The organism is Thermoanaerobacter uzonensis DSM 18761 (genome assembly GCF_900129115.1).
Lineage (GTDB): Bacteria > Bacillota > Thermoanaerobacteria > Thermoanaerobacterales > Thermoanaerobacteraceae > Thermoanaerobacter > Thermoanaerobacter uzonensis.
In genome coordinates, this window is sequence record NZ_FQUR01000009.1 from 84936 (window position 1) to 105861 (window position 20926).

Consider the following 20926-nt stretch of genomic DNA (forward strand, 5'->3'; position numbering starts at 1 on the left):
CCTATTTAAAAAACAGGCTTTTTTGCCATTTTCACGCCCCCATATAATATTCCAAGTATGACTACAAAAGCAAAAAAAGTATTTCTGAAAATTACAAACACAGCATCTTGAAAAAATTCTAAAGGAAACATTTGTATAAGTCTATCTGTTTCGGCGTTTAATTGCCATAAATCATTGTCAAAAAATACAAGGTGAAAACCGGTAAACCAATTATCAAAATTCAAAGTCACCGCCAGCACAAAAACCAACAGGAAAATTATTATAAATATTGTCCCTTTTAAAAGATAATTAAATGCTTTATAAAAGGATTTTGTAAAAAGAAAATATGTAAAAATGAGTATAAAAACTATTATCGATATATTTCTTGTTAAAAAACTCATTTGAAACAGATTTTTTACATCTTTCATATGAGCCAATTCTCTATCATTAAACATTCTCTGCATACTGCCATTAATTTTTGCCATTACATCTAAAGTTTCTTCTTTGTCCATTAAATACTTCTGCATTATCTTTGTTACTTTCATAAGTTCATCAATATTCATGCCAGTTACTGACATTACATTATTTTTTTTATATTCCTCCTTGTAAAAATCGCCGTTAAAAGCCACATATTGCAAACTAGTAAGAAAAACAGCCAAAAATAGTGAAACCACCATGCCACTACTAAGAAAGGTATGAATAATTTTCCTCACCATTTTTAAATAACATCCTTTGCACCTTTTATAATAGCTTCATAAAGATTTTTTTGATTTTTTAAATCTTTGTAAAGCTCTATTTTTTTCTTTACTGTATGCATAAAAGATAACTTCCTACTCCGTGAATTATTAAGTTCAATGGAGTTTTTTATATAATACAAGACTTCTTTTTCAAAATTCTGAGGCACAGGAATAATTCCCATAAGTCTTCTTAACCTCGCTTTTCTATACTCATTTTTCATGTTCCTTGAAATATCTTCAATTAAAGAAATAACATTTTTTATTTCGCCTTTTATCAGAGTCATATCTATGAATTCTTCCTCTATTTGACTATCCTCAAGTACTATTTCACTGGTATCATTTAGCAAGTTTTCATACTCTGAAAGCGTTTCAATGTCTCCTAATATACCCTCATCTATAATCTCCATAATGTCCAAATCAGAATAATCAATTTCTCCTAATAGTAAATTATACCTATACAATTCAAAATACCAATTAGAAATTACATTATCACAAGTTTTGATATTTTTTTCTATTTCTTTGTAATCTAAAGAACTTTTATTTAATTTAACATAAAAATCTATATACTCCCCAATAAAAGGCTCTTTTTTAAATAAAGTTTCAAATTTATTTTCTGACAAAAATACTATCAATAGTCTATTTATAATTTTTAAAACAGAAAAAGAAACCTCTCTTAGACTTTGAACACTTTTTATTAACTCTACACTTTTTCTAAAATACACGTCTATTTCTTCCCGAGTCATCTCTTTAAAATCCAGTGACTGTAAGTATTCAATTTTCTTAGCAATACGAGGGAAAAATTCGCCGTAGCCTTCTATTAATTTTCCATAAAAATTTTCCTCGATATCTATTACATTTTCCAAAAAAGCTTCATAATTTGGATAATCCTTCTCCAATCCCTTTGTTAAATATTCATAAAAGCGTTTTTTAGACATAGCAAAAGGGATGCTGGATATTATTTCTTTTATTCTTTCTTCTTTTTCCTTTTCAACCTCATTTATAAAATTAATAACACTTTCGTAAAATTCTTCTTCATCTATCAATTCTTCAGAAAAGAAATCTCTTATTCTATCACTTACCACTTCGTTAACATATCTCGATTCTACATAATACCCATACAAAACATCTATAGCATTTTCAAAATACTCTTTATATTTTCTAATCGTCTTTTCTATATTTTCCTTCATTTTTTCTTCCATAAGGCTAAAATATTTTGTATTATTTGCTATATTCTTAACAACCTCCAAAATGTTTTGTGTTTCTTTATCCAAATATACCAAAGCATTTGCCACATTCTTTTTCCTAAATAGTACATGATATAAATACACTGTCTCATTAAAAAGCTCTAAAATGCTGATTATTTGTACTATTTCTTTTTGTTTTTTTATTATTTTTTTTAACAACAGAGAAATTTCATTTGGCGTCTTGGAAATTTTATTAAGTTGTTCCCGCAATTCTCTTACTTCATCTTGTTGCATTGTTACACCTCTCAGTCAATTATCTTTAACATTCGCGATAGGTCTTCTACTAAAGAATACTCTTGTTCTTCCTTAGTTACAGCCAGTTGAGCTACAGTGTTGGCAAGCAAAAAATTTGTTTTCTCTTCTATATTAGTCAAAATTTCTTTTATTTCAAGCAAAGCACTGTTAAAATCTATCTTTTGCTGTTGGATTTCTACTAGCAATCTATTCACGGAAATTTTTAAATTTTCGGCTTGTCTTTCTTTTGATGAGGCATTTTCAATAATCTTGTTCATTCTTTTTTCAAACTCTAATCCAATTTTTTCTATTCTCTCCTCTAATGTTTCTTTTTCCTTTTCTAACTGTGAAATTTTATTTTTATAGCTTAAAATTTCCCCTTCTTGCTCTTTTATTTTTTCAGTAAGCCTTTCTATCTCCATTATATTCTTTTTTTCCTGCAGAATCAATTTTTCCTGTAATTTTTCAATCTCTCTCAATAGTTTTTTGTTGATTTTTACTGACTTATCACTACCTTCTTGCCCATCAATATTTTTTTCTATTTTTTCTTTTTCTACTTCAATTAGATTTGATAAGTCCTGTAATATTTTTTTATAACTCTCACCTTTGGAAAACAGAAGAGCGGAAAAAACAATTTCTGGCTTATATAAACTCAAAAACTCTGGTACCTTCTCCTCTATTTTTTCAGGAGTCAAAAGCTGTATCTGCTTCGCCAAATCTTCGTAAATTTTTTCCCACTCTTTTATAAACATTTCCTCATCTATATTCCCTTTCAAAATCTCTTCTCTGAGAATTGGAATTATCTTTTTAGGTGGAGAAGCACTTTCTATCAATCGAAAACCGGCTAACTTTTTCTGTAAATTAGTATTTTTTTTGAAAGGTTTTATAAGCACATCATAAGGGAGAGTAGATAAAAAAATATCTATATATTTCTTCTCTGTCATATTTTTTAATTCCAACATATTTTCACCTTCTCACATTTTAATGAGTTTGTCTGTTTTTTTATAGTTCTCTTCAACGATTTTTTGTGCTAAATACCTAATCCTAGGACTTTCGCTTTCCATTGCATCACTAAATATTTTTTCATCAATTATATTTTTTAATCCTTTAGCATTTTTACCTAAAATTTTATAAATCAAATACTGTATTTCTTCCTTTCTAGTATTTTTCAATTTTTCTATTAATTCTTTTGCTATTTCCTCATCAAGATTGGTTTCTATTATTTTTAAAGCATTTATACAAGCATAACCATCATCATTTTTAATAATATACTTTACACCTTCTGCAATTTGCCTATTTACGTCACTGTTTTTAAGCCCCCTCAATCTTTTAATTTCTTTTATTGCATTTAACAATTCATCTGCCAGAAAGCCTGGTTTTACAATGTAATAGAATAAATTACTTAGATATTTTAACTCTCCCAACTGAACCAAAGCCGAATAAACATTAATAGCCAAATAATTATTTTCTAAAAACTGTTTTATCAGAGGTTTTGCTTCTAATATTTGCAAATTTGCTAAAGAAGTAATAGCACAAGCCTTTAACTCTAACGATTGATTTTCTTTTTTTAAAATTTCCAACATTATATTTGCACATCTTTCGTCTTTCGTATATCCTAACCCAATCACTATATTCATTTTGTTTTCTATGTTAGGGTCATAATAAGCCTTAAGTAAATACTCTGTAGCAATACTTGTCCTCATTTTCCCTAATGTTATCGCAGCTTTTTGACTATATTTCTCCTCATATAGCAGATCTGCAATATGTTCAACGGCCTTTTCCTTTAAATTCGCTATAACATTAGAATATACAATATTCAAGCTGCTATTTTCATTCTCTAAATATCTTTCTATTATCTGCTTTAGTGCTTCATCTCCCAAGCCAGCAAGCTTTGTTAAAATTTTAAAAGCAAAATGTCTTTCTCTGCTATTAAATCCATTAAGGGAATTAACCATATTCAATATATGAGAAATGCATTTTTTCTCTCCCAATTCTATAAGAGTTTCTGCTACTATTTCCTTTAAATTATCATTTTCTAAAAGTGTAATTAACTGTTCATAAGCCCTTATTTCTTTTATTTCTCCAAGCGTTTGAAGGACAAGTTTAATTTGTTCTTCCCATTCCCATTCCTGCAAAATAGTGATAAGAGCATCGCGGGCCTCACCGCTGTTATTTGATATATTTTTGAGAATTCTTACCATTCTTTTAAAAACTTCTTCTTGTCTTAAATCCAAAGCCTTTGTACTATATACTATCATCTCAATTGGATTTTGCCCTTCTGATAAAATATTTCTCCCTAATTCAACAATGTCTTTTTCTAAAGAAGCTAGTGCAGATTGGTTAAGAGTAGACAGCAATTGAATTTTTTCTCCAATAAGTTTTGCATTAGTTTCGCTAATATAATATTTAAATAGTTCTCTTTTAAAGTTTTTATCTTTATCTTTCAGCCTTTTTGCTCCCAAATATTCCATTCCATCATCCATCACCTCTTTTGAAACATCTATAAAAATATTTTTATTCTCCAAAAGCAACTCTTTCCAGTCAATGCTCATAGTTTTCACTCTCCTCGTCAATAGCCACTTGGACTCTTTGTTCCGTAGAAGCTATTACCCATGCGCTCAAAGTCAAAATCCTATTTCTATCAAAACTTACTTTTAGAGAAATAGGCGTTCCGGGTTTTATTAACTCTGAAAAATTTAATTGAAGACTTTTTAAGCGCTTCATCTTTGGGTCCCATATATTTTTCCCTGAAAATATATCCAATCGCATCCCCGTAGCATTAGTTACTCTTAAAATCTTGTCATACTCTCTTTCATAAGGTGCCTTTGTACCTTGTGAAACAATCAAAAAGGGCAAGCCATTCTTTATATCAATGTATATATTGGAAGCCAAAACAGGCTCAATTTTGATATTGTTATTTCCTTTATTCAGTTTTTCGCTTAAATAGTGGTAGATTGCTGCCCCCCTCGCCACTGAAAACATAGGGTGTAAACTTATTAGAGCTTTTTTCATAAATAATTTTTCTATTGTATTTCGCACAGGCTTATAATTGCTCATACCTCCTGTCAAAAGTACATCATCTATATCTTGAATCATAAGCCCCGCTTTTTCCAAAGTATCTAAAATAGGATCTACGACATTATATCCCATGTTTCCTTCCTTAACCAATAAAGGTCTTATACACTCCTCATATTCTTTACTAGATATTTTAAACTTATAAGGTTTCCCTTTTATAAAATTTTCTATAATATTTTCATATATTACTCCTTCCCCACCTGAAATACTAAAAAACTTTCTTGCCTTTTCCATCTCCCAAACCATTCTGTTATATACATGCCTTTTTTCATTTTCATTATCAAATAAATCCCCCATTTCTTTTGAATATTTTTCCAAAAGATAAATGCCCCCCATTAAATCAAAATTTATTCCTCCTACCAGAGTATGGGAAGAGATAGCTATTTCTTCTACAATGAAGTCCTTATCCGTCATTTGGACTTCTAATATCGAGACATCACAAGTGCCTCCTCCCAAATCGAATACCAACATTTTTCTCGGTTGTGAAAAGTCTAAATGTCTTTTGTTTTGTGGCAATTTCTTTTCAGTATTTATAAAATCAAGAAGTGCTGCCGTAGGCTCGGAAATAAAATAAGTATTTTGCTCATCAAATCCTGCCATTTTTGCAGCTTTTTTTGTCGCCCGAATTTGGTCGTGATTAAAAGATGCTGGCACAGTTATAACCGCATTTACTATTTCTTCGCCAATTTCCCTCTCCAAACTCTGTTTAGCTTCCTTTAATATTAAAGCTGCCACTTCTTCCGGTGAAAAAAGTTTTTTATCAATTTCCCAAAAATAACCTGGCATTCCTATATAATTTTTACTGTTATAAATAACTCTTTCTGGTTTCTTAGCTTTCATATACTGTGCTATTTTGCCCACATACTGATTTCCACTTTCATCTACATATAAACAAGAAGGCAATATTTTATCATAAATATATTCATAGTCTTCATTAAACTGTCCAATATCTATGACCCGAGGCAGTAATTCCCCTTCTTGAGATATTTCCAAAATTGATGCAACCGTATTCGTAGTACCCAAATCTATTCCTACATATCTTTTCATAAACTCCCCCCTATTGAAGTTCTATTATTTCTCCTTCTTTTGGTGCAAAAACTTTTATTCCTTCAATCCTTTTCAAAATTGTTTCTATAGTTATTTCACTCTTACTTTCGTATCCCCTGTGAATTACAAAAACAGCAGATGGAGCCATCTTTATAACTGTTTCTAATAGGTCTACCATATTTGCATGATTTAACATTCCAATTTGATAATTTTTTAAACCTTCAATTTCTCTATTATTAGCATCGAGATTCATAATACAGCCCTTTGAGAAATTTTTTATTTCAGAAGCATATATAAAAGATGCACTTCCCTCTTTTACGTCATTTGAACTGGCGATAATCACGCAATTGCCCAGTGTTATTTCCTTTTTTATAAAATCTTTTCTATCAGTGTATAAAGTATTTTCAGCCGCATTTAGTATTCCATTCCCATATATGGGCCCAACAAAATTTTCATATAATTTGCTAAAATATGCTACATCTCCATCTACATAGACATTAAAAGGAATATATGAAAAAGTTTTTCTAAAAAATAATAATAGGTCTTGCCCTTTACCAATAGCATATACAGGCAAAAGTATTCTCTCTTCATCTTTCAATAGTTTTTCTATCGACTTAAGTATCAATTTATCCTGTAAATACTTATTTTGGACACCAAAGTTATTGCCGTAACCATAAGTAGCTTCAGTTATTAAAATATCTACTTTTAAATTGGGAAGAAATCTAAGTCCTTTATTGCTTTCCACATCTTTTAATGTAAAATCACCTGTATAAAAAATTTTTATCCCCTCAATCTCAACATACACAGCTACAGCCCCTAAGACATGCCCCGCAGGAAATAACTTAAGTTTTACTTCTTTATTTTTTATTCTAAAACTACTTTCTTCTTCTGTATCAAAACTTATAATCTGACTGTCAAAATTTATAATCTCCTCTTCTATTTTTATCTCTAATCTTGTATGTCCCCGCAAAAATATTTGCTTCAAAATTTCGTGAGTTGCCCTTGACATTATAATCGGAGAGTTTAAACCTTTTCTTAATAATTCCACAATTCCTGCAGAATGGTCTAAATGAGCATGAGTAATAATTACCAAATCAATATCTTTAATATCTATAGGTAAATTTTTTATAGAATTGTAATATAAGGTTTTATCCTTAATCAAAGCTCCCGCATCTAGTAAAATATTTATTCCCTCATAGGATACCAAATAAGAGCTAGCACCAATATTATCCCCTCCCCAACAAAAAAATTTAAAGTTATGGATGGAGTTAAAATTTTTTCTGGTTTTATGGTAATATTCATTTATTAACTTTGAATTTTCTGGAAACAAGCGATAAAGCTTAAGATTTTGTTTTTCTTCTTCACTAATAAGGCCATATTTTAATTTTAGCCGCAATATATATAAATCTTGAGGATTTAATTTATAAGCTTTATCTAAGAATTGGTGTCCTTTTATTTCACCAATTTCTTCGTATATTTCAGCTATAAGTCCATATATTTTAGGCAGTAACAATTTATCTTCTACTTTTTTCTCCATATAAAGTAATTCTTCCAAAACTTCTAAAATCCTTCTTTTATTTTTAAAAGAAAGTAACAATAAATAAAATTTTATCCATTGGTCTTCCTCAGTATAATTCATTAATGTTTCAAAAAGATTTTTTGTTTTTAAAGATTGTTCTACCAAATCTAAAAGAATCACACTTTTTACAAACAAAGTTAAATTATGTTCGTCAATTTCTAATTCGCTTTTTAGCTCAAAAAAATGCTCTTTTGCTTCTTCAGGAATACCAATATAAATTTCAAGTATTATCTGCCACAACAGCAAATACTCATATAATTTTTTGTCCAAATTTTTTACTAAACTTTTTTGCTGAAAAACATACCAATAAGCATTTACATAATCCTCCTTTTCTATAAATTCTTTTAGGTTGTTATCGTATACATCATAAATATTTAAGAATGACGTATCTCACCACCTCCCTATGTTTCTATTTTAATACCTTTTGAGTAAAAATTCTACACAAAAAATAAGTCTGGATTTTGTCCAGACTAAAAAACTATTACAATTTATTAAGTTTTTTTGCTTCTTCTGCCACTAAAAGAACTTTATCAAAATTACTACCTATAGAAGCCTCTACACTAGCTGCAATTGCTCCCTCCACTAAAGGTGCATCAGCAATTTTTACTTTCCCTTCATATTCCTCTCCCAACAGTTCTATCGCCATTTGTGCACTCATTACAGCACTTCCAATATCAACTAAAACTACTACTCCTTCTCCTTCATCTACTTTTTTAATTTCCTCCATTATCTCTGTAGCATCTGTTCCCAATCTGCCATCTTGTGTCCCGCCAGCTATCCCTATGGGAACTTTTCCACCTGTCATTTGGCTTGCAAGTTCATAAATCCCCTCTACTATTTTTCTTGAGTGAGAGACTAATACTATTCCAACCATTTTTTCCTCCACCATCATGATAAATTGACAACATCAGAAAAAGACTTTATCATCAAATATGCTGATGTTGCCCCTGGATCCAAGTGTCCAATGCTTCTTTCTCCTAAGTAACTTGCTCTTCCTTTTCTTGCAGAAATATTCTTAGTGTATTCCATTCCCTCTTTTGCAGCATTAGCTGCTCTATTTAATGCTTCAGGTAATGCAATGTTGTTATCTAAACTATCTTTTAAAGCTTTATATGCAGGTTCAATAGAATCTATCATAGTCTTGTCTCCTGCTTCGGCTTTTCCTCTTTGTTTGATGCCATCTAAAGCAGCTTCAAAGATTTTAACTATATCCTCTTCAGAAAGTTCATTTTTACCCTGAACTACTTGGCCAGCCCTCATAAAAGCTGTACCATATAAAGGGCCAGAAGCTCCTCCCACCGTAGATACAAGTGTCATGCCTATAGTTTTTAATATTGTCCCTATATCAGTAGTTTCAGACAATGTGGTCAATTTTTGCTTTACGGCATCAAATCCTCTATCTAAATTTATTCCGTGGTCCGCATCACCAATAGCGGCATCCAACTCTGTAAGGTACTCTTTATTTTCTTTTATAACCTCTACAATTTTGTCCACAATTTTTAGGACATCATTTTTTGTGATAACCATCTTCTACCTCCTAAAAATTTATAATTGTTTGAAAGCAGGTGTATCAGCCTTCGCATCTAACAATGTTTTAAGTTCTTCATCTAATTTTAATAATGTTATAGAAAATCCACTCATTTCAAGAGAGGTCATAAATTCTCCCACGTATGTTTTGTAAACTTTGATCTTCTTACTCTCTAAGATTTCTGTTACTTTCCTGTTCGCAACATAAAGCTCCATTAAAGGAGTTGCACCAAGCCCGTTTATCATAACAGCAACCTCGTCATTTTCTTTATAAGGCAGGTCATTTATTATTTTCTCCATTAAATGTTCTACTATTTCATCTGCAGGTTTTATTTTTTCTCTGTGAGTTCCAGGCTCTCCATGTATTCCTATACCAATCTCCATCTCATCTTCTGCAAGAGTAAAGCTGGGTTTCCCTGCTGCTGGAACAGTACAAGGTGTTAGTGCCATTCCCATTGACCTTACATTTGCAATTACTTTCTCAGCCACTCTTTTTACTTCTTGTAAGCTAGCCCCTTCTTGTGCCTTTGCTCCAGCAATTTTATGAACAAACACAGTTCCAGCAATGCCACGTCTTCCCTGCGTCCAAGTACTATTTTCTACTGCAACATCATCGTTCACTATCACTTCATCTACTTCTATTCCCTCCATCTGTGCCATTTCTCTAGCCATTTCAAAATTCATTACGTCACCTGTGTAATTTTTAATAATCAATAATACTCCTTTTCCTCCATCCACTGCCTTAATCGCTTCATAAATTTGGTCAGGTGTAGGTGAAGTAAAGACAGCACCAGGGCAAGCCGCATCTAACATTCCATAACCCACATATCCTGCATGAGCAGGCTCGTGGCCACTGCCACCACCACTTACAAGTCCAACTTTTCCTTCTACAGGTGCGTCTTTTCTGACAATTACATTTATGTTGTCAAGTTTTCTCAGGTAAGATGGGTGAGCAGCCAGCAAACCTTCTATCATTTCTTTCACGACATCATTAGGATTATTAATCAACTTTTTCATAATTTACCTCCTCCTAAATTTACTTTTGTTAGTTTTTAAATGCAATTTACGTGCCACCAAATAAATTGTACCGAACAGATATAGCTTGTTGACAAAGTAAAAAATTTTTAAAATAGGATATTTTGCATCGTCACTCCGATGTTCCAAAGCGACAAAACTAAACTCGACCTTCGGGTTCCGGCAGGGTACCGGGCACATTCGACATCCTTGTCTTAGTGCCCGCCTCCGCCATCCGTGGCTACGGCCCTGCCTCCACCCTCGGTTTTGTTAAGTTTTGTTGCCGCTTTGTCACAAGTCGCACCGATTGCAAAATATCCTATTTACGAAAGTTTGTCTACAGTCTGAAATAGCCTCGAAAGGCTATATTGGTAAAAAGTATCAACTATTTATTTTTTTTGGTATTATCTATCAACAAGTCCAAATTTCCTTGCTTTTGCAGCAATAGTTTTATGGGTAAGTCCTAAAATTTTTCCTGCTTTATTAAAGCTTTTATATCTTTGTAGCGCAGCCTTTATTATTTTGTACTCATATTCCTCCATTGTAAGTAGCTCACTATTTTCTCCAAGATAAATAATATCATCATCTGATACATTAGTAGTTTCATTTCGAATATATTGGGGCAAATCTTCATAATCGATGTAATCAGTATCGCTTAATGTTATACACCTTTCAATTATATTTTCTAATTCTCGTATATTCCCAGGCCAATCATAATATATCAATGCTTGCATAGCTTTTTTCGTAACCTTTTTTACATTTTTGTTTAGTTTTTTGTTCAACTTTTCTATAAAATGTTCAACAAGTAGAGGAATATCTCCTCTTCTTTCCCTTAATGGGGGCAAAATTACAGGTATGACATTCAGCCTGTAATACAAGTCTTCCCTAAAAGCTCCATCTCTTATAGCTTTTTCTAAATCTTTATTTGTAGCTGCAATTATCCTCACATCTACTTTTATAGTTTTTATTCCCCCTACTCTTTCAAATTCCTTTTCTTGAATCACTCTCAAAAGCTTTACTTGAATCTCAGGTGGAATATCTCCTATTTCATCAAGAAATATCGTTCCTCCATCTGCTAATTCGAATTTTCCTATCTTTTGAGTTACAGCTCCAGTAAAAGCTCCTCTTTCATGCCCAAAAAGTTCACTCTCCAATAGAGTCACAGGAATAGCCGCACAATTTACCCTTATAAATGGTTTATCCTTTCTCTTACTGGCGTAATGTATTGCATTAGCCACCAGTTCTTTCCCCGTTCCACTTTCCCCTCTTATGAGGACCGTTGAATCAGTTTCTGCAGCTTTAGAAGCAATAGTAAGAGCGTCTTTTAATTTTCCGCTATTGCCTATTATTATATCAAATGCTTTGTCCAGTTTTCTGTCTCTTTTTAGCTCATTTTCCAAATATTCTATTTGAGGGAAGTCATAAAATACTATAACCGCCCCTTCTATTTTTGTACCTGTATAAATAGGTGTTATATTTGTTAACACCACATTTGTGCCTATTTTTAGTTTTTTATTCATCTCTTCTTTTCCAGCTTTTAACACATCGGCAATTTTTATATCCGGCATCACTTCTTGTATTTTTTTCCCTATAGCCTGGTCCATATTAATCCCTGTAATACTTTCAGCTGCTTTGTTAAAAATCATTATTGCCCCATTTTCATCAGTAACTATAAGTCCTGAGCCAATAGAATTAAATATTTTCTCATAGGCTATTGAGGTATTTTTTAAAAGTTCATAAGTAGTTTTTTCTTCCTTTTCTTTCCCTAACTCGTTGTAAAAAAAGCCTTTAAACTCTTTTATGGCATTGTCCACATTTGATCCTTCTACCACTACTTCTATTTCTTCTCCCCGAGAAGCAAAAAAAGTCACCATTGATAACATACTATTTGCAGGAATCAACCTACTGTCATTTATCTTCCTTAAAAATATGCTTACATTGTTTTGTCTGCTTATGTGACTAACCTTTTGAACAATATGGGCAGCAATCTGGGAATGTATGCTCACAGGAGTTCTTAATATTTCCCTTCTTCCCTCCATTTTATCACCACACAAAAACTTATTTTACATAAAGGTTTCTTGTAGCAATTATGTCAACCCCCGTACCTAAAATGTTCTTCACCACTACATCTCCTATTTTTACAGGAGCTTTAACCTCTACCTTGGCCAATTCAAGCATTATTTCTTGTATCTTTTCTTTTGGAACAGGCTCTTTTGTCCTAACTGATAAGAGTGGAAGATGTCCCCCTATCGCTCTCACACTTGTAGTAATAGTCCTTTTAGGCATAGTAACTTCATTTTTAGCATATTCTAATCCTCTAGAACAAGAATATCCCTTTACGCTTTTTATCTCCCCTCCTTCCATTTCAACTTGTATCCTGCAGCCCAAGGGGCATACTATACATGTAATTTCTTTTAGTTCCATTTTATCCCTCCTCAACCAAAAAGACAATACCTTCTTCAATATTTACATTTTTTAGTATGTCTTTACTTAAATTTACATCAATCATTTCACCAGGGGTTAAGCGCTGCCTTTTTTGTCTTAGTAAATATTTGTCTCCTGACTTTACTGCTAACATAGCATTGTTATAAACGTTAACAGGTCTCATTCTGAATTTTATCCTTTTTTCTATGTTATCTACATTTATCTTTTGCGGAACAACATAACGTATGCCATTACCAGCTTTTACAAAAATATTGCTTTTTCCAAATTCGCCTTCTCGAATAAATCGTATTGCTGAATTAGCTGCCAATCTCGCTTCTGCAGTAACATTGTCAACTAAGTCGTGAACTTGAAGGACATTGCCACAAGCAAAAATTCCAGGAACACTTGTTTCTAACATTTCATTTACAATAGGTCCTCCTGTTATAGGGTCTAGCTCTATACCGGCCTTTTGGGAAAGCTCATTTTCAGGAATCAAGCCAACAGAAAGTATTAACGTATCACAACTTATATACTGTAAAGTCTTTAAAATTGGCTCTCTATTTTCATCAACTTTGGCAATTGTAACTCCTTCTACCCTGTCTTTGCCGTGAATTTCAATGACAGTATGACTTAAAAGAAGAGGAATATTAAAGTCCTCTAAACACTGAACGATGTTTCTTGTAAGTCCACTAGAGTAAGGCATGAGTTCTACAACTGCTTTGACTTTTGCTCCTTCTAATGTAAGCCTTCTCGCCATAATAAGCCCAACATCACCAGAACCTAATATCACTATTTCTTTCCCTGGAAGATATCCTTCCATATTTACATACCTCTGAGCAGTACCCGCTGTGAGAATACCTGCTGGGCGAGTGCCAGGTATCATAATAGCACCTCTCGGCCTTTCCCTGCATCCCATAGCTAAAATTATAGCTCCAGCTTTTATTGTGAACACACCTTCCTTAGAATTAACAGCTTTTACAATTCTATCAGGAGTTATTTCCAAAACCATAGTTTCCAACATTACATTTATACCATATTCTTCTACTTTATCAATGAATCTTTGTGCATATTCTGGTCCTGTCAATTCTTCTTTAAATTCCTGAAGTCCAAATCCATTGTGTATGCACTGCTCTAAAATACCCCCAAGATATTTATCTCTTTCAATTATGACTATATTTTTTACACCCTTTTCATAGGCTTCTACAGCAGCACCTAAGCCTGCAGGGCCGCCACCTATTATGACTATATCATAGTTAAGCATTCTCATACACCTCTTTCTTTAAAACCTCCGATGCTTTTTCTAATAAAAATTTTTTTGTCTCTGCAGTTAGTATATTCGAATTTCTTCCATGCTTTGTAACCTCAAGAGGAGAAATATTAAGTTCTCTTGCTAATATTTCAACAACTCTCGGCCCACAAAAACTTCCCTGGCATCTTCCCATTCCAGCTCTTACACGCCTTTTAACACCATCTAAAGATTTTGCACCTACAGGTCTTCTTATCGCATCTATTATCTCTCCTTCTGTCACTGTCTCACATCTGCATATTATTCTTCCATAAGCAGGATTTTCTTTTATAAGCTTGTTTCTTTCCTCATCTGAAAGTTCAGTAAATCTTATGACTGGTCTTCTTTTTGGGTTAAAATCTACTTTTTCAATCAACTTAAGTCCAGCATCTTTAAGTATATCCCTTATCATTTCAGCGATAGCAGGAGCCGCAGTAAAACCAGGAGATTCTATTCCAGCAGCATTTATAAATCCTTTCACATCAGATTCTCCAATTATAAAGTCTTTGTCTTCTGTATCAGGAGTCGCTCTAAGTCCTGTAAACTGAGTGATGGTCTTTCTGACATCAAATTTATCCACACTTCTTTTTGCAACTGTAATTGCTTTATTGAGCCCTTCTCTGGTAGTTGCTTTAAATTCTTTATCTTGTATGTCTTCTGAAGTAGGTCCAATAAGTAGATTTCCATCAACTGTAGGAGAAACTAGTATTCCTTTACCCATTTTAGTTGGAACCTGGAATATTACTGTCCTTGCAAGATATCCTTGGTCTTTATCTAATATCAAATATTCTCCTTTTCTAGGATGCACAGAAAATGGCTTCGCCCCTACCATGTTATTTATGACATCTGAATAAAGTCCTGCAGCATTGACAACATATTTACTGTAAAATTCTTCTTTGTGAGTTTTTACTATAAAGAAGTCCCCATTTTTTTTGATATCAATTACTTCTGAATTAAAAACAAATTCTGCTCCATTTTGTGCAGCATTTTCTGCCACTGCAATAGTATATCCATAAGGACATATTATTCCTGCTGTTTTGGCATACAAAGCTGCAACTACAGTGTCATTTATATGTGGTTCTATCTCTTTGACCATATCTTTTGTAATGAGAGACAACCCTTTGACACCATTTTTTATTCCTCTATCAAACAACTCATATAGCTCTTTTACCTCTTCTTCAGAAAAAGCTGCCACTAAAGAACCAGTTCGCTTTATTGGAACGTCTAAATCTTTGCACAGAACATCGTACATTTCGTTTCCTCGCACATTTAATTTAGCTTTTAAACTACCAGGTACAGGATCATAACCCGCATGTAGTATTGCACTATTAGCTTTAGAAGCTCCTTCCGAAGCCACATCTTCACCTTTTTCTACAACTAATATTTTTAATTTGTATTTTGAAAGTTCTCTTGCAATTGAACATCCAACCACTCCAGCACCTATTATCAAAACATCGTACATTTCTTTCATAGTCATAAAACCTCCTTAAAAGATAAAAAACCATATATAACCGACCCTGTCGGCTATATATGGTTCTCCAAATCTCCACCATACTCATATTTATTTTTTCTTCTCTTTAATAAATATATTCTACAAACATCTTAAAATTCCTGCTACTTTTTATCAATTTTTTATTTTATTCTTCAGCCCATTTCATAGCCCTTTCTACAGCCTTTTTCCAACCTTTATACAATTTTTCTCTCTTTTCATTATCCATAGCTGGTTCAAAATGCTTATCAACATTCCAATTCTTCTCTATTTCTTCTTTGTTGTTCCAAAATCCTACTGCCAATCCTGCAAGATAAGAAGCGCCAAGAGCAGTAGTTTCAATTACTTGAGGTCTGTCAACTGGAACACCTAAAATGTCAGATTGGAATTGCATCAAGAAGTTATTAGCACTTGCTCCACCGTCAACTTTTAAAGCTTGTAATTTGATTCCTGAATCCTCTTGCATAGCCTCTAATACATCTCTTGTTTGATAAGCAATAGACTCCAGTGTTGCCCTTATTATATGCTCTCTTTTTGCGCCTCTTGTAAGTCCTACAATCGTGCCCCTTGCATACATATCCCAATAAGGTGCTCCAAGTCCTACAAAAGCAGGAACAACATATACACCGTTTGTGTCTTCAACTTTCAGCGCATATTCTTCACTTTGCGGTGAATTGTCAATTATTCTAAGTTCGTCTCTCAACCACTGTATCGCAGCACCTGCTATAAATATACTACCCTCTAAAGCATATTCTACTTTCCCATCAATTCCCCAAGCAATTGTAGTGAGAAGTCCAGTATTTGAAGGCACAGCTTTTTCTCCTGTATTCATAAGCATAAAGCAACCTGTTCCATATGTGTTCTTTGCCATTCCAGGTTTAAAACAGGCTTGACCAAACAATGCTGCTTGCTGGTCTCCCGCATCTCCCGCAATAGGTATCTCTACTCCAAATATATTTTTATCAGTATAGCCATATACATAACTGGAAGGCTTAACTTCCGGAAGCATTTGCTCTGGTATGTTAAGTTCAGCCAATATCTCTTTATCCCATTTAAGCTCATGTATGTTAAAAAGCATCGTTCTTGACGCATTAGAATAGTCAGTTACGTGTACCTTGCCACTTGTCAAATTCCAAATAAGCCAGGTATCAATATTTCCAAAAAGCAATTCTCCTTTTTCTGCTTTTTCTCTTGCTCCTTCAACATTATCCAAAATCCATTTTACTTTAGTTCCTGAAAAATATGCATCTACTACAAGTCCTGTCTTTTCTCTAATTTTCTTGTCAAAACCCTTGTTTTTTAGTTCATCGCATATAGGAGCTGTCCTTCTACATTGCCACACTATTGCATTGTAAATAGGTTTTCCTGTATTTTTATCCCATACAACAGTTGTCTCTCTCTGATTTGTAATACCAATAGCTGCAATATCTCCCGGATCAATACCTGCTTTTTCTATCACTCCTTTGGCAACCTCTATTTGGGATTCCCATATTTCCATTGGATCGTGTTCTACCCAACCTGGCTTAGGATAAATTTGCTTAAACTCCTTGTTTAGCGAAGCAATAATTTTACCGCTATGGTCAAAAATTATTGCACGGGAACTTGTTGTCCCTTGGTCGAAAGCCATAATGTACTTTGCCATCTTTTTTCCTCCTTACAATTTTTATAATATCATATCGGCGAGAGATAAATTCTCGCCGATTTAAACTCTATAAACTTTTGTATTAGTGTATATTTATAATAAGTTGGTAAACTACAGCTCCAAGTATTCCTCCAACTATCGGCCCAAATATTGGAACTATTAAACCATATCCCCAATCAGAATCTCCTTTCCCTGGGATAGGAAGAATAGCATGAGCAAGCCTTGGACCAAAGTCTCTTGCTGGATTAATTGCATAACCTGTAGGTCCACCTAAGCTTAAACCTATTGCCCAGATAAGTAAACCAATCAGAAGTGGTCCTAATCCTCCAACTAATTGATTGTTGCCATTTGTTATACCCAGTATTCCTATTAAAAGCATAGCAGTACCAAATGCCTCTGTCATAAAATTCTTACCCAACTTTCTTATAGCGGGTATTGTTGCAAAAGTACCAAGCTTAGCTGTGGGATCTTCAGTTGCTGCATAATGATCCATGTACATCAAATAAACAATTATTGCTCCCACAAAAGCTCCTAAAACTTGCGCTATAATATAGCCTGGCACCAAACTCCATGAAAACTTGCCTATCGTTGCTAAGCCAATTGTCACAGCTGGATTTAAGTGAGCACCACTTATCCACCCAACTACATAAACAGCTACCATTACTGCAAATCCCCATCCAGCGGTGATTACAATCCAGCCGCTGCTTTGCCCTTTAGATTTGTTTAAGACAACGTTTGCAACCACGCCATCACCTAACCAAATAAGTATCATAGTACCAAAAAATTCAGCAACATATTTTGCAAGGTCACTCATAGAATATCCCTCCATAATTCCAAAATTTAAATTAGTATATTTTTGAATAAATATGCCGTATTTCTAGCCTATCACTCCTCTCACTCAATAAACCACAGATTTTTTTCACTCGTTGATACGGCAATAGCACCAGCTTTAAGTACATTTATAACTTCCTCTTTTGTCTTGACTAATCCTCCGGCAATAACAGGCTGACGCAATTCAAATGAAATTTCTTCTATTACTGGGGGCATTATACCAGGAAGTATTTCTATTGAATCTGCTTCTATTTGTTTTGCTGAAGAAAGTCCTGTTTTTAACGCCTGTGAATCTAAAATGAAAAGTCTCTGGATGCAGAAAAGATCAAATTGTTTAGCGTGTATCAAAATATTGTTGCGAGTAGAGATTATACCATGGGGCTTTATTTTTTCAGCCAAATACTCTACTGCTTTGTTGTCCTTTCCTAAACCTTCAAGCAAATCAAAATGCACAAAAACAATTTTATCATGTCTTTTGACCTCTTGAACTATTTCAGAAATGTTCATTATGTCACCAGTAAGTAAAAATATCACCTGTGCATTTGAAGAAAGAGCAGTATTTAAATCTTTTGTCTCTCGCACTGCAGCTATTATCGGGAAGTCTCTCATTGCATCCAGAATCTTTTCTCTCATTTTTATACCCCCATCTTTTCTTTATGCAAGTAATATGCCAAAAAATTCTTCAGTAAAATGAGCAAAAAAAAATAACTATTGGTATAAAATATCAAACATTATTTTTTATCATGATAATTAGTACCAAAATGTTATTTAATTAACATTCTCTTTGCATCTTGATTTTTTATTGCCATAAAAAATCCTATAGCCGAAATTCCCAAGTAAACATAATAAGTAAAAAACCTCCACATGCCCACAAAAATTCCTAATTTACTGGGAGGAAGTATATTTGAAAAAATTGTTGCAAAACCTATTTCTACTACACCAGAACCACTTGGAATAAAACTATACGCCAAAATGTCATAAAATATGAGTTGCCTTCCAATTACTGCTAGTAAATTAAAAGGTATATTCATAGCTAATAATAAAACTGGAGCAATGCTGTAAAAAAGCAACCAATAAGCTACTGCATAAAATAATTGAGAAAAAAACAGCTTATAACTGGAAGGTCCTATAAAAAGGTCATTAAAATTTTTATGATAAAGTATGATTTCTTCTTTTATTTTTTCAAAATACTTTTCCAGTTTAGGCTTTTTAAAAAACGAAATATTGCTTATTTTATTAACAATCTCAATGACAAAGCGGGGTTTTAGTATGATATAAATTAATATAAATAACAAAAACATCAAAAATATACTTACTAACACTGCAAAATAAGAAAGAACAGTTCCTAATTCTAATTGATTTCTAAAAAAAATAAGTAATATAGGAGGTACAGTCCCAAAAAAAATCCCTGAGAACAAAAGCTTAGCAGTAAAAATCATTAAGCTTTTATTTGGTGAAACTCCTTTTTTACTAAGTAAATATACAATGAGAGGTAAAGCTCCTGAGCCAAAAGGTGTTATGTAGCTTATAAAAAAAGTCGCAAGATTAAATTTAAAAAGATAATCAAAAGGCAAGTTTTCTCCTAATTCTTTCAATAAATCTCTTATTCGCAAAGTATCCACTATCAAGGTTAATATTATCAACCCGAAAATTATTCCAAGGTAAAAAAGAGGTATGTGAAAAGCCATTTCAATTTCTTTAACGCCTGTAACTTTTAACAAAACTAAAATTGAGCCAATGCTTAAAAGTAATGCAAAAGCCATCATATATAAATTTTTCTTCTCAAGAATTGTCTCCAAAATAATTCCCCCAATTTCGCCTTTGCGATGTAGGTTTTTCTATATCGCAAAGGCTTTATTTTACATTTTTCACGGTATATCATCTAGAGTTTTAAATTCATATCCCTCGGCTTTAATACTTTTAATTATTCGATCAAGGGCTAAAGCATTGTCTTTTGAAACAGCATGTAAAAGTATGACAGCTCCCGGGTGAAGCCTTTTCATAACAGTATTATAGCTTTCCTCTGGTCCTCCGGGAAGTGGCTGCCAATCAGCCATCGCTAAACTCCAAAAAACCGTTCTATAACCTAACGATTTTGTAATATACAAGGTTCTCTCACTATACTCACCTTTTGGCGGTCTAAAATATTTCATCTTTTTGCCTGTCAGCTCTTCAAACATATCTCCTAACTTAGTTATTTCCTCTTTTACTTTTTCATCAGATAAGGTGGGTAAGCTTGGATGATTCACTGTGTGATTCCCAACTATATGTCCTTCCTCCACCATCCTTTTAACTAAATCAGCCTGGTCTTTTACATAGGGTCCAGTTACAAAAAAAGCAGCTTTTACATTATTTTCTTTGAGTATATCTAATATTTTAGGTGTATAGCCATTTTCATATCCTTCATCAAACGTCAAATAAACTACCTTTTTTGTCATGTCTCCTACAAAAATCGCATCGTATTTTTTTATAAGTTCCATCGCCCGAGGAGTAATTTCCGGAGTTTGATGGTTTGGCAACACTCTTAGGCCCCAACTATACAAAGTGTTATCCAGATTTTCTGTGTTGGTATAAACAGTCTTGTTAACCGTATTAGACACCTTTTCTTTAGGTTTCTCAGCAGGCTTTTGTAAAACTTTGTCTTGCACTTTTTGTTCTTCTGCCCTTGTAATGTCTTTTTTAGTTATTCCACAAGAAGCAATTGAAAAACATAACAAAATTCCCATTAAGATAGAGAATATTTTTCTTACCATAGCCATACCTCATTTCAATTTTTCTATATTTCTTTTTTATTTTTTCTCTATATAAACATAATATTC

At 33.0% G+C, this 20926-nt stretch carries 18 protein-coding genes; all 18 read right to left on the bottom strand.

Features of this window, described 5'->3' with window-relative positions:
• Nucleotides 1-5: 5 nt before the first annotated feature.
• Nucleotides 6-695: a TIGR01906 family membrane protein gene (locus BUB32_RS05075; protein ID WP_072968002.1), complete on the bottom strand. Its 690-nt coding sequence runs from the start codon at nucleotides 693-695 to the stop codon at nucleotides 6-8.
• A 2-nt stretch (nucleotides 696-697) separates the two neighbouring features.
• On the bottom strand, nucleotides 698-2194 hold the full coding sequence (locus BUB32_RS05080) for a hypothetical protein (RefSeq protein ID WP_072968003.1): 1497 nt from the start codon (nucleotides 2192-2194) through the stop codon (nucleotides 698-700).
• A gap of 11 nt (nucleotides 2195-2205) precedes the next feature.
• A complete protein-coding gene (locus tag BUB32_RS05085; protein ID WP_072968004.1) occupies nucleotides 2206-3156 on the bottom strand; it encodes a hypothetical protein in 951 nt (316 codons plus the stop codon).
• 12 nt (nucleotides 3157-3168) lie between these two features.
• The gene (locus BUB32_RS05090; RefSeq protein ID WP_072968005.1) at nucleotides 3169-4746 is read right to left on the bottom strand and encodes a HEAT repeat domain-containing protein; all 1578 of its coding nucleotides are present in this window, start codon (nucleotides 4744-4746) and stop codon (nucleotides 3169-3171) included.
• Nucleotides 4736-6316, bottom strand: coding sequence for an Hsp70 family protein (locus tag BUB32_RS05095; protein WP_072968006.1), 1581 nt, complete (start codon nucleotides 6314-6316; stop codon nucleotides 4736-4738). The genes BUB32_RS05090 and BUB32_RS05095 overlap by 11 nt, the downstream gene beginning before the upstream one ends.
• Nucleotides 6317-6326: 10 nt before the next feature.
• Nucleotides 6327-8141 carry an MBL fold metallo-hydrolase gene (locus BUB32_RS05100; protein WP_327192058.1) on the bottom strand — a complete coding sequence of 605 codons (1815 nt, stop codon included), beginning with the start codon at nucleotides 8139-8141 and terminating at the stop codon, nucleotides 6327-6329.
• Between the two features lie 235 nt (nucleotides 8142-8376).
• Nucleotides 8377-8769, bottom strand: a complete 393-nt coding sequence (dhaM, locus tag BUB32_RS05105; protein ID WP_072968008.1) for a dihydroxyacetone kinase phosphoryl donor subunit DhaM — start codon at nucleotides 8767-8769, stop codon at nucleotides 8377-8379.
• 14 nt (nucleotides 8770-8783) lie between these two features.
• Nucleotides 8784-9422: a dihydroxyacetone kinase subunit DhaL gene (gene dhaL / locus BUB32_RS05110; RefSeq protein ID WP_072968009.1), complete on the bottom strand. Its 639-nt coding sequence runs from the start codon at nucleotides 9420-9422 to the stop codon at nucleotides 8784-8786.
• 18 nt (nucleotides 9423-9440) lie between these two features.
• On the bottom strand, nucleotides 9441-10439 hold the full coding sequence (gene dhaK, locus BUB32_RS05115) for a dihydroxyacetone kinase subunit DhaK (protein ID WP_072968010.1): 999 nt from the start codon (nucleotides 10437-10439) through the stop codon (nucleotides 9441-9443).
• Between the two features lie 401 nt (nucleotides 10440-10840).
• Nucleotides 10841-12475, bottom strand: coding sequence for a sigma 54-interacting transcriptional regulator (locus BUB32_RS05120; RefSeq protein WP_072968020.1), 1635 nt, complete (start codon nucleotides 12473-12475; stop codon nucleotides 10841-10843).
• Nucleotides 12476-12494: 19 nt separating this feature from the next.
• Nucleotides 12495-12860, bottom strand: coding sequence for a DUF1667 domain-containing protein (locus tag BUB32_RS05125; RefSeq protein WP_003866565.1), 366 nt, complete (start codon nucleotides 12858-12860; stop codon nucleotides 12495-12497).
• Nucleotide 12861: 1 nt separating this feature from the next.
• Nucleotides 12862-14121, bottom strand: coding sequence for an NAD(P)/FAD-dependent oxidoreductase (locus tag BUB32_RS05130; protein ID WP_072968022.1), 1260 nt, complete (start codon nucleotides 14119-14121; stop codon nucleotides 12862-12864).
• On the bottom strand, nucleotides 14114-15616 hold the full coding sequence (locus tag BUB32_RS05135; RefSeq protein WP_072968024.1) for an NAD(P)/FAD-dependent oxidoreductase: 1503 nt from the start codon (nucleotides 15614-15616) through the stop codon (nucleotides 14114-14116). The genes BUB32_RS05130 and BUB32_RS05135 overlap by 8 nt, the downstream gene beginning before the upstream one ends.
• Before the next feature lie 166 nt (nucleotides 15617-15782).
• Nucleotides 15783-17276, bottom strand: coding sequence for a glycerol kinase GlpK (glpK, locus tag BUB32_RS05140; RefSeq protein WP_072968026.1), 1494 nt, complete (start codon nucleotides 17274-17276; stop codon nucleotides 15783-15785).
• An 82-nt stretch (nucleotides 17277-17358) separates the two neighbouring features.
• Entirely contained in the window at nucleotides 17359-18090 is a 732-nt protein-coding gene (locus BUB32_RS05145) for an MIP/aquaporin family protein (RefSeq protein WP_072968028.1), read from the bottom strand.
• An 80-nt stretch (nucleotides 18091-18170) separates the two neighbouring features.
• Entirely contained in the window at nucleotides 18171-18740 is a 570-nt protein-coding gene (locus BUB32_RS05150) for a glycerol-3-phosphate responsive antiterminator (protein ID WP_072968031.1), read from the bottom strand.
• Between the two features lie 131 nt (nucleotides 18741-18871).
• Nucleotides 18872-19906, bottom strand: coding sequence for a lysylphosphatidylglycerol synthase transmembrane domain-containing protein (locus tag BUB32_RS05155; RefSeq protein ID WP_084726983.1), 1035 nt, complete (start codon nucleotides 19904-19906; stop codon nucleotides 18872-18874).
• Between the two features lie 69 nt (nucleotides 19907-19975).
• Nucleotides 19976-20860 carry a delta-lactam-biosynthetic de-N-acetylase gene (pdaA, locus tag BUB32_RS05160; protein ID WP_072968033.1) on the bottom strand — a complete coding sequence of 295 codons (885 nt, stop codon included), beginning with the start codon at nucleotides 20858-20860 and terminating at the stop codon, nucleotides 19976-19978.
• Between the last annotated feature and the right edge of the window lie 66 nt (nucleotides 20861-20926).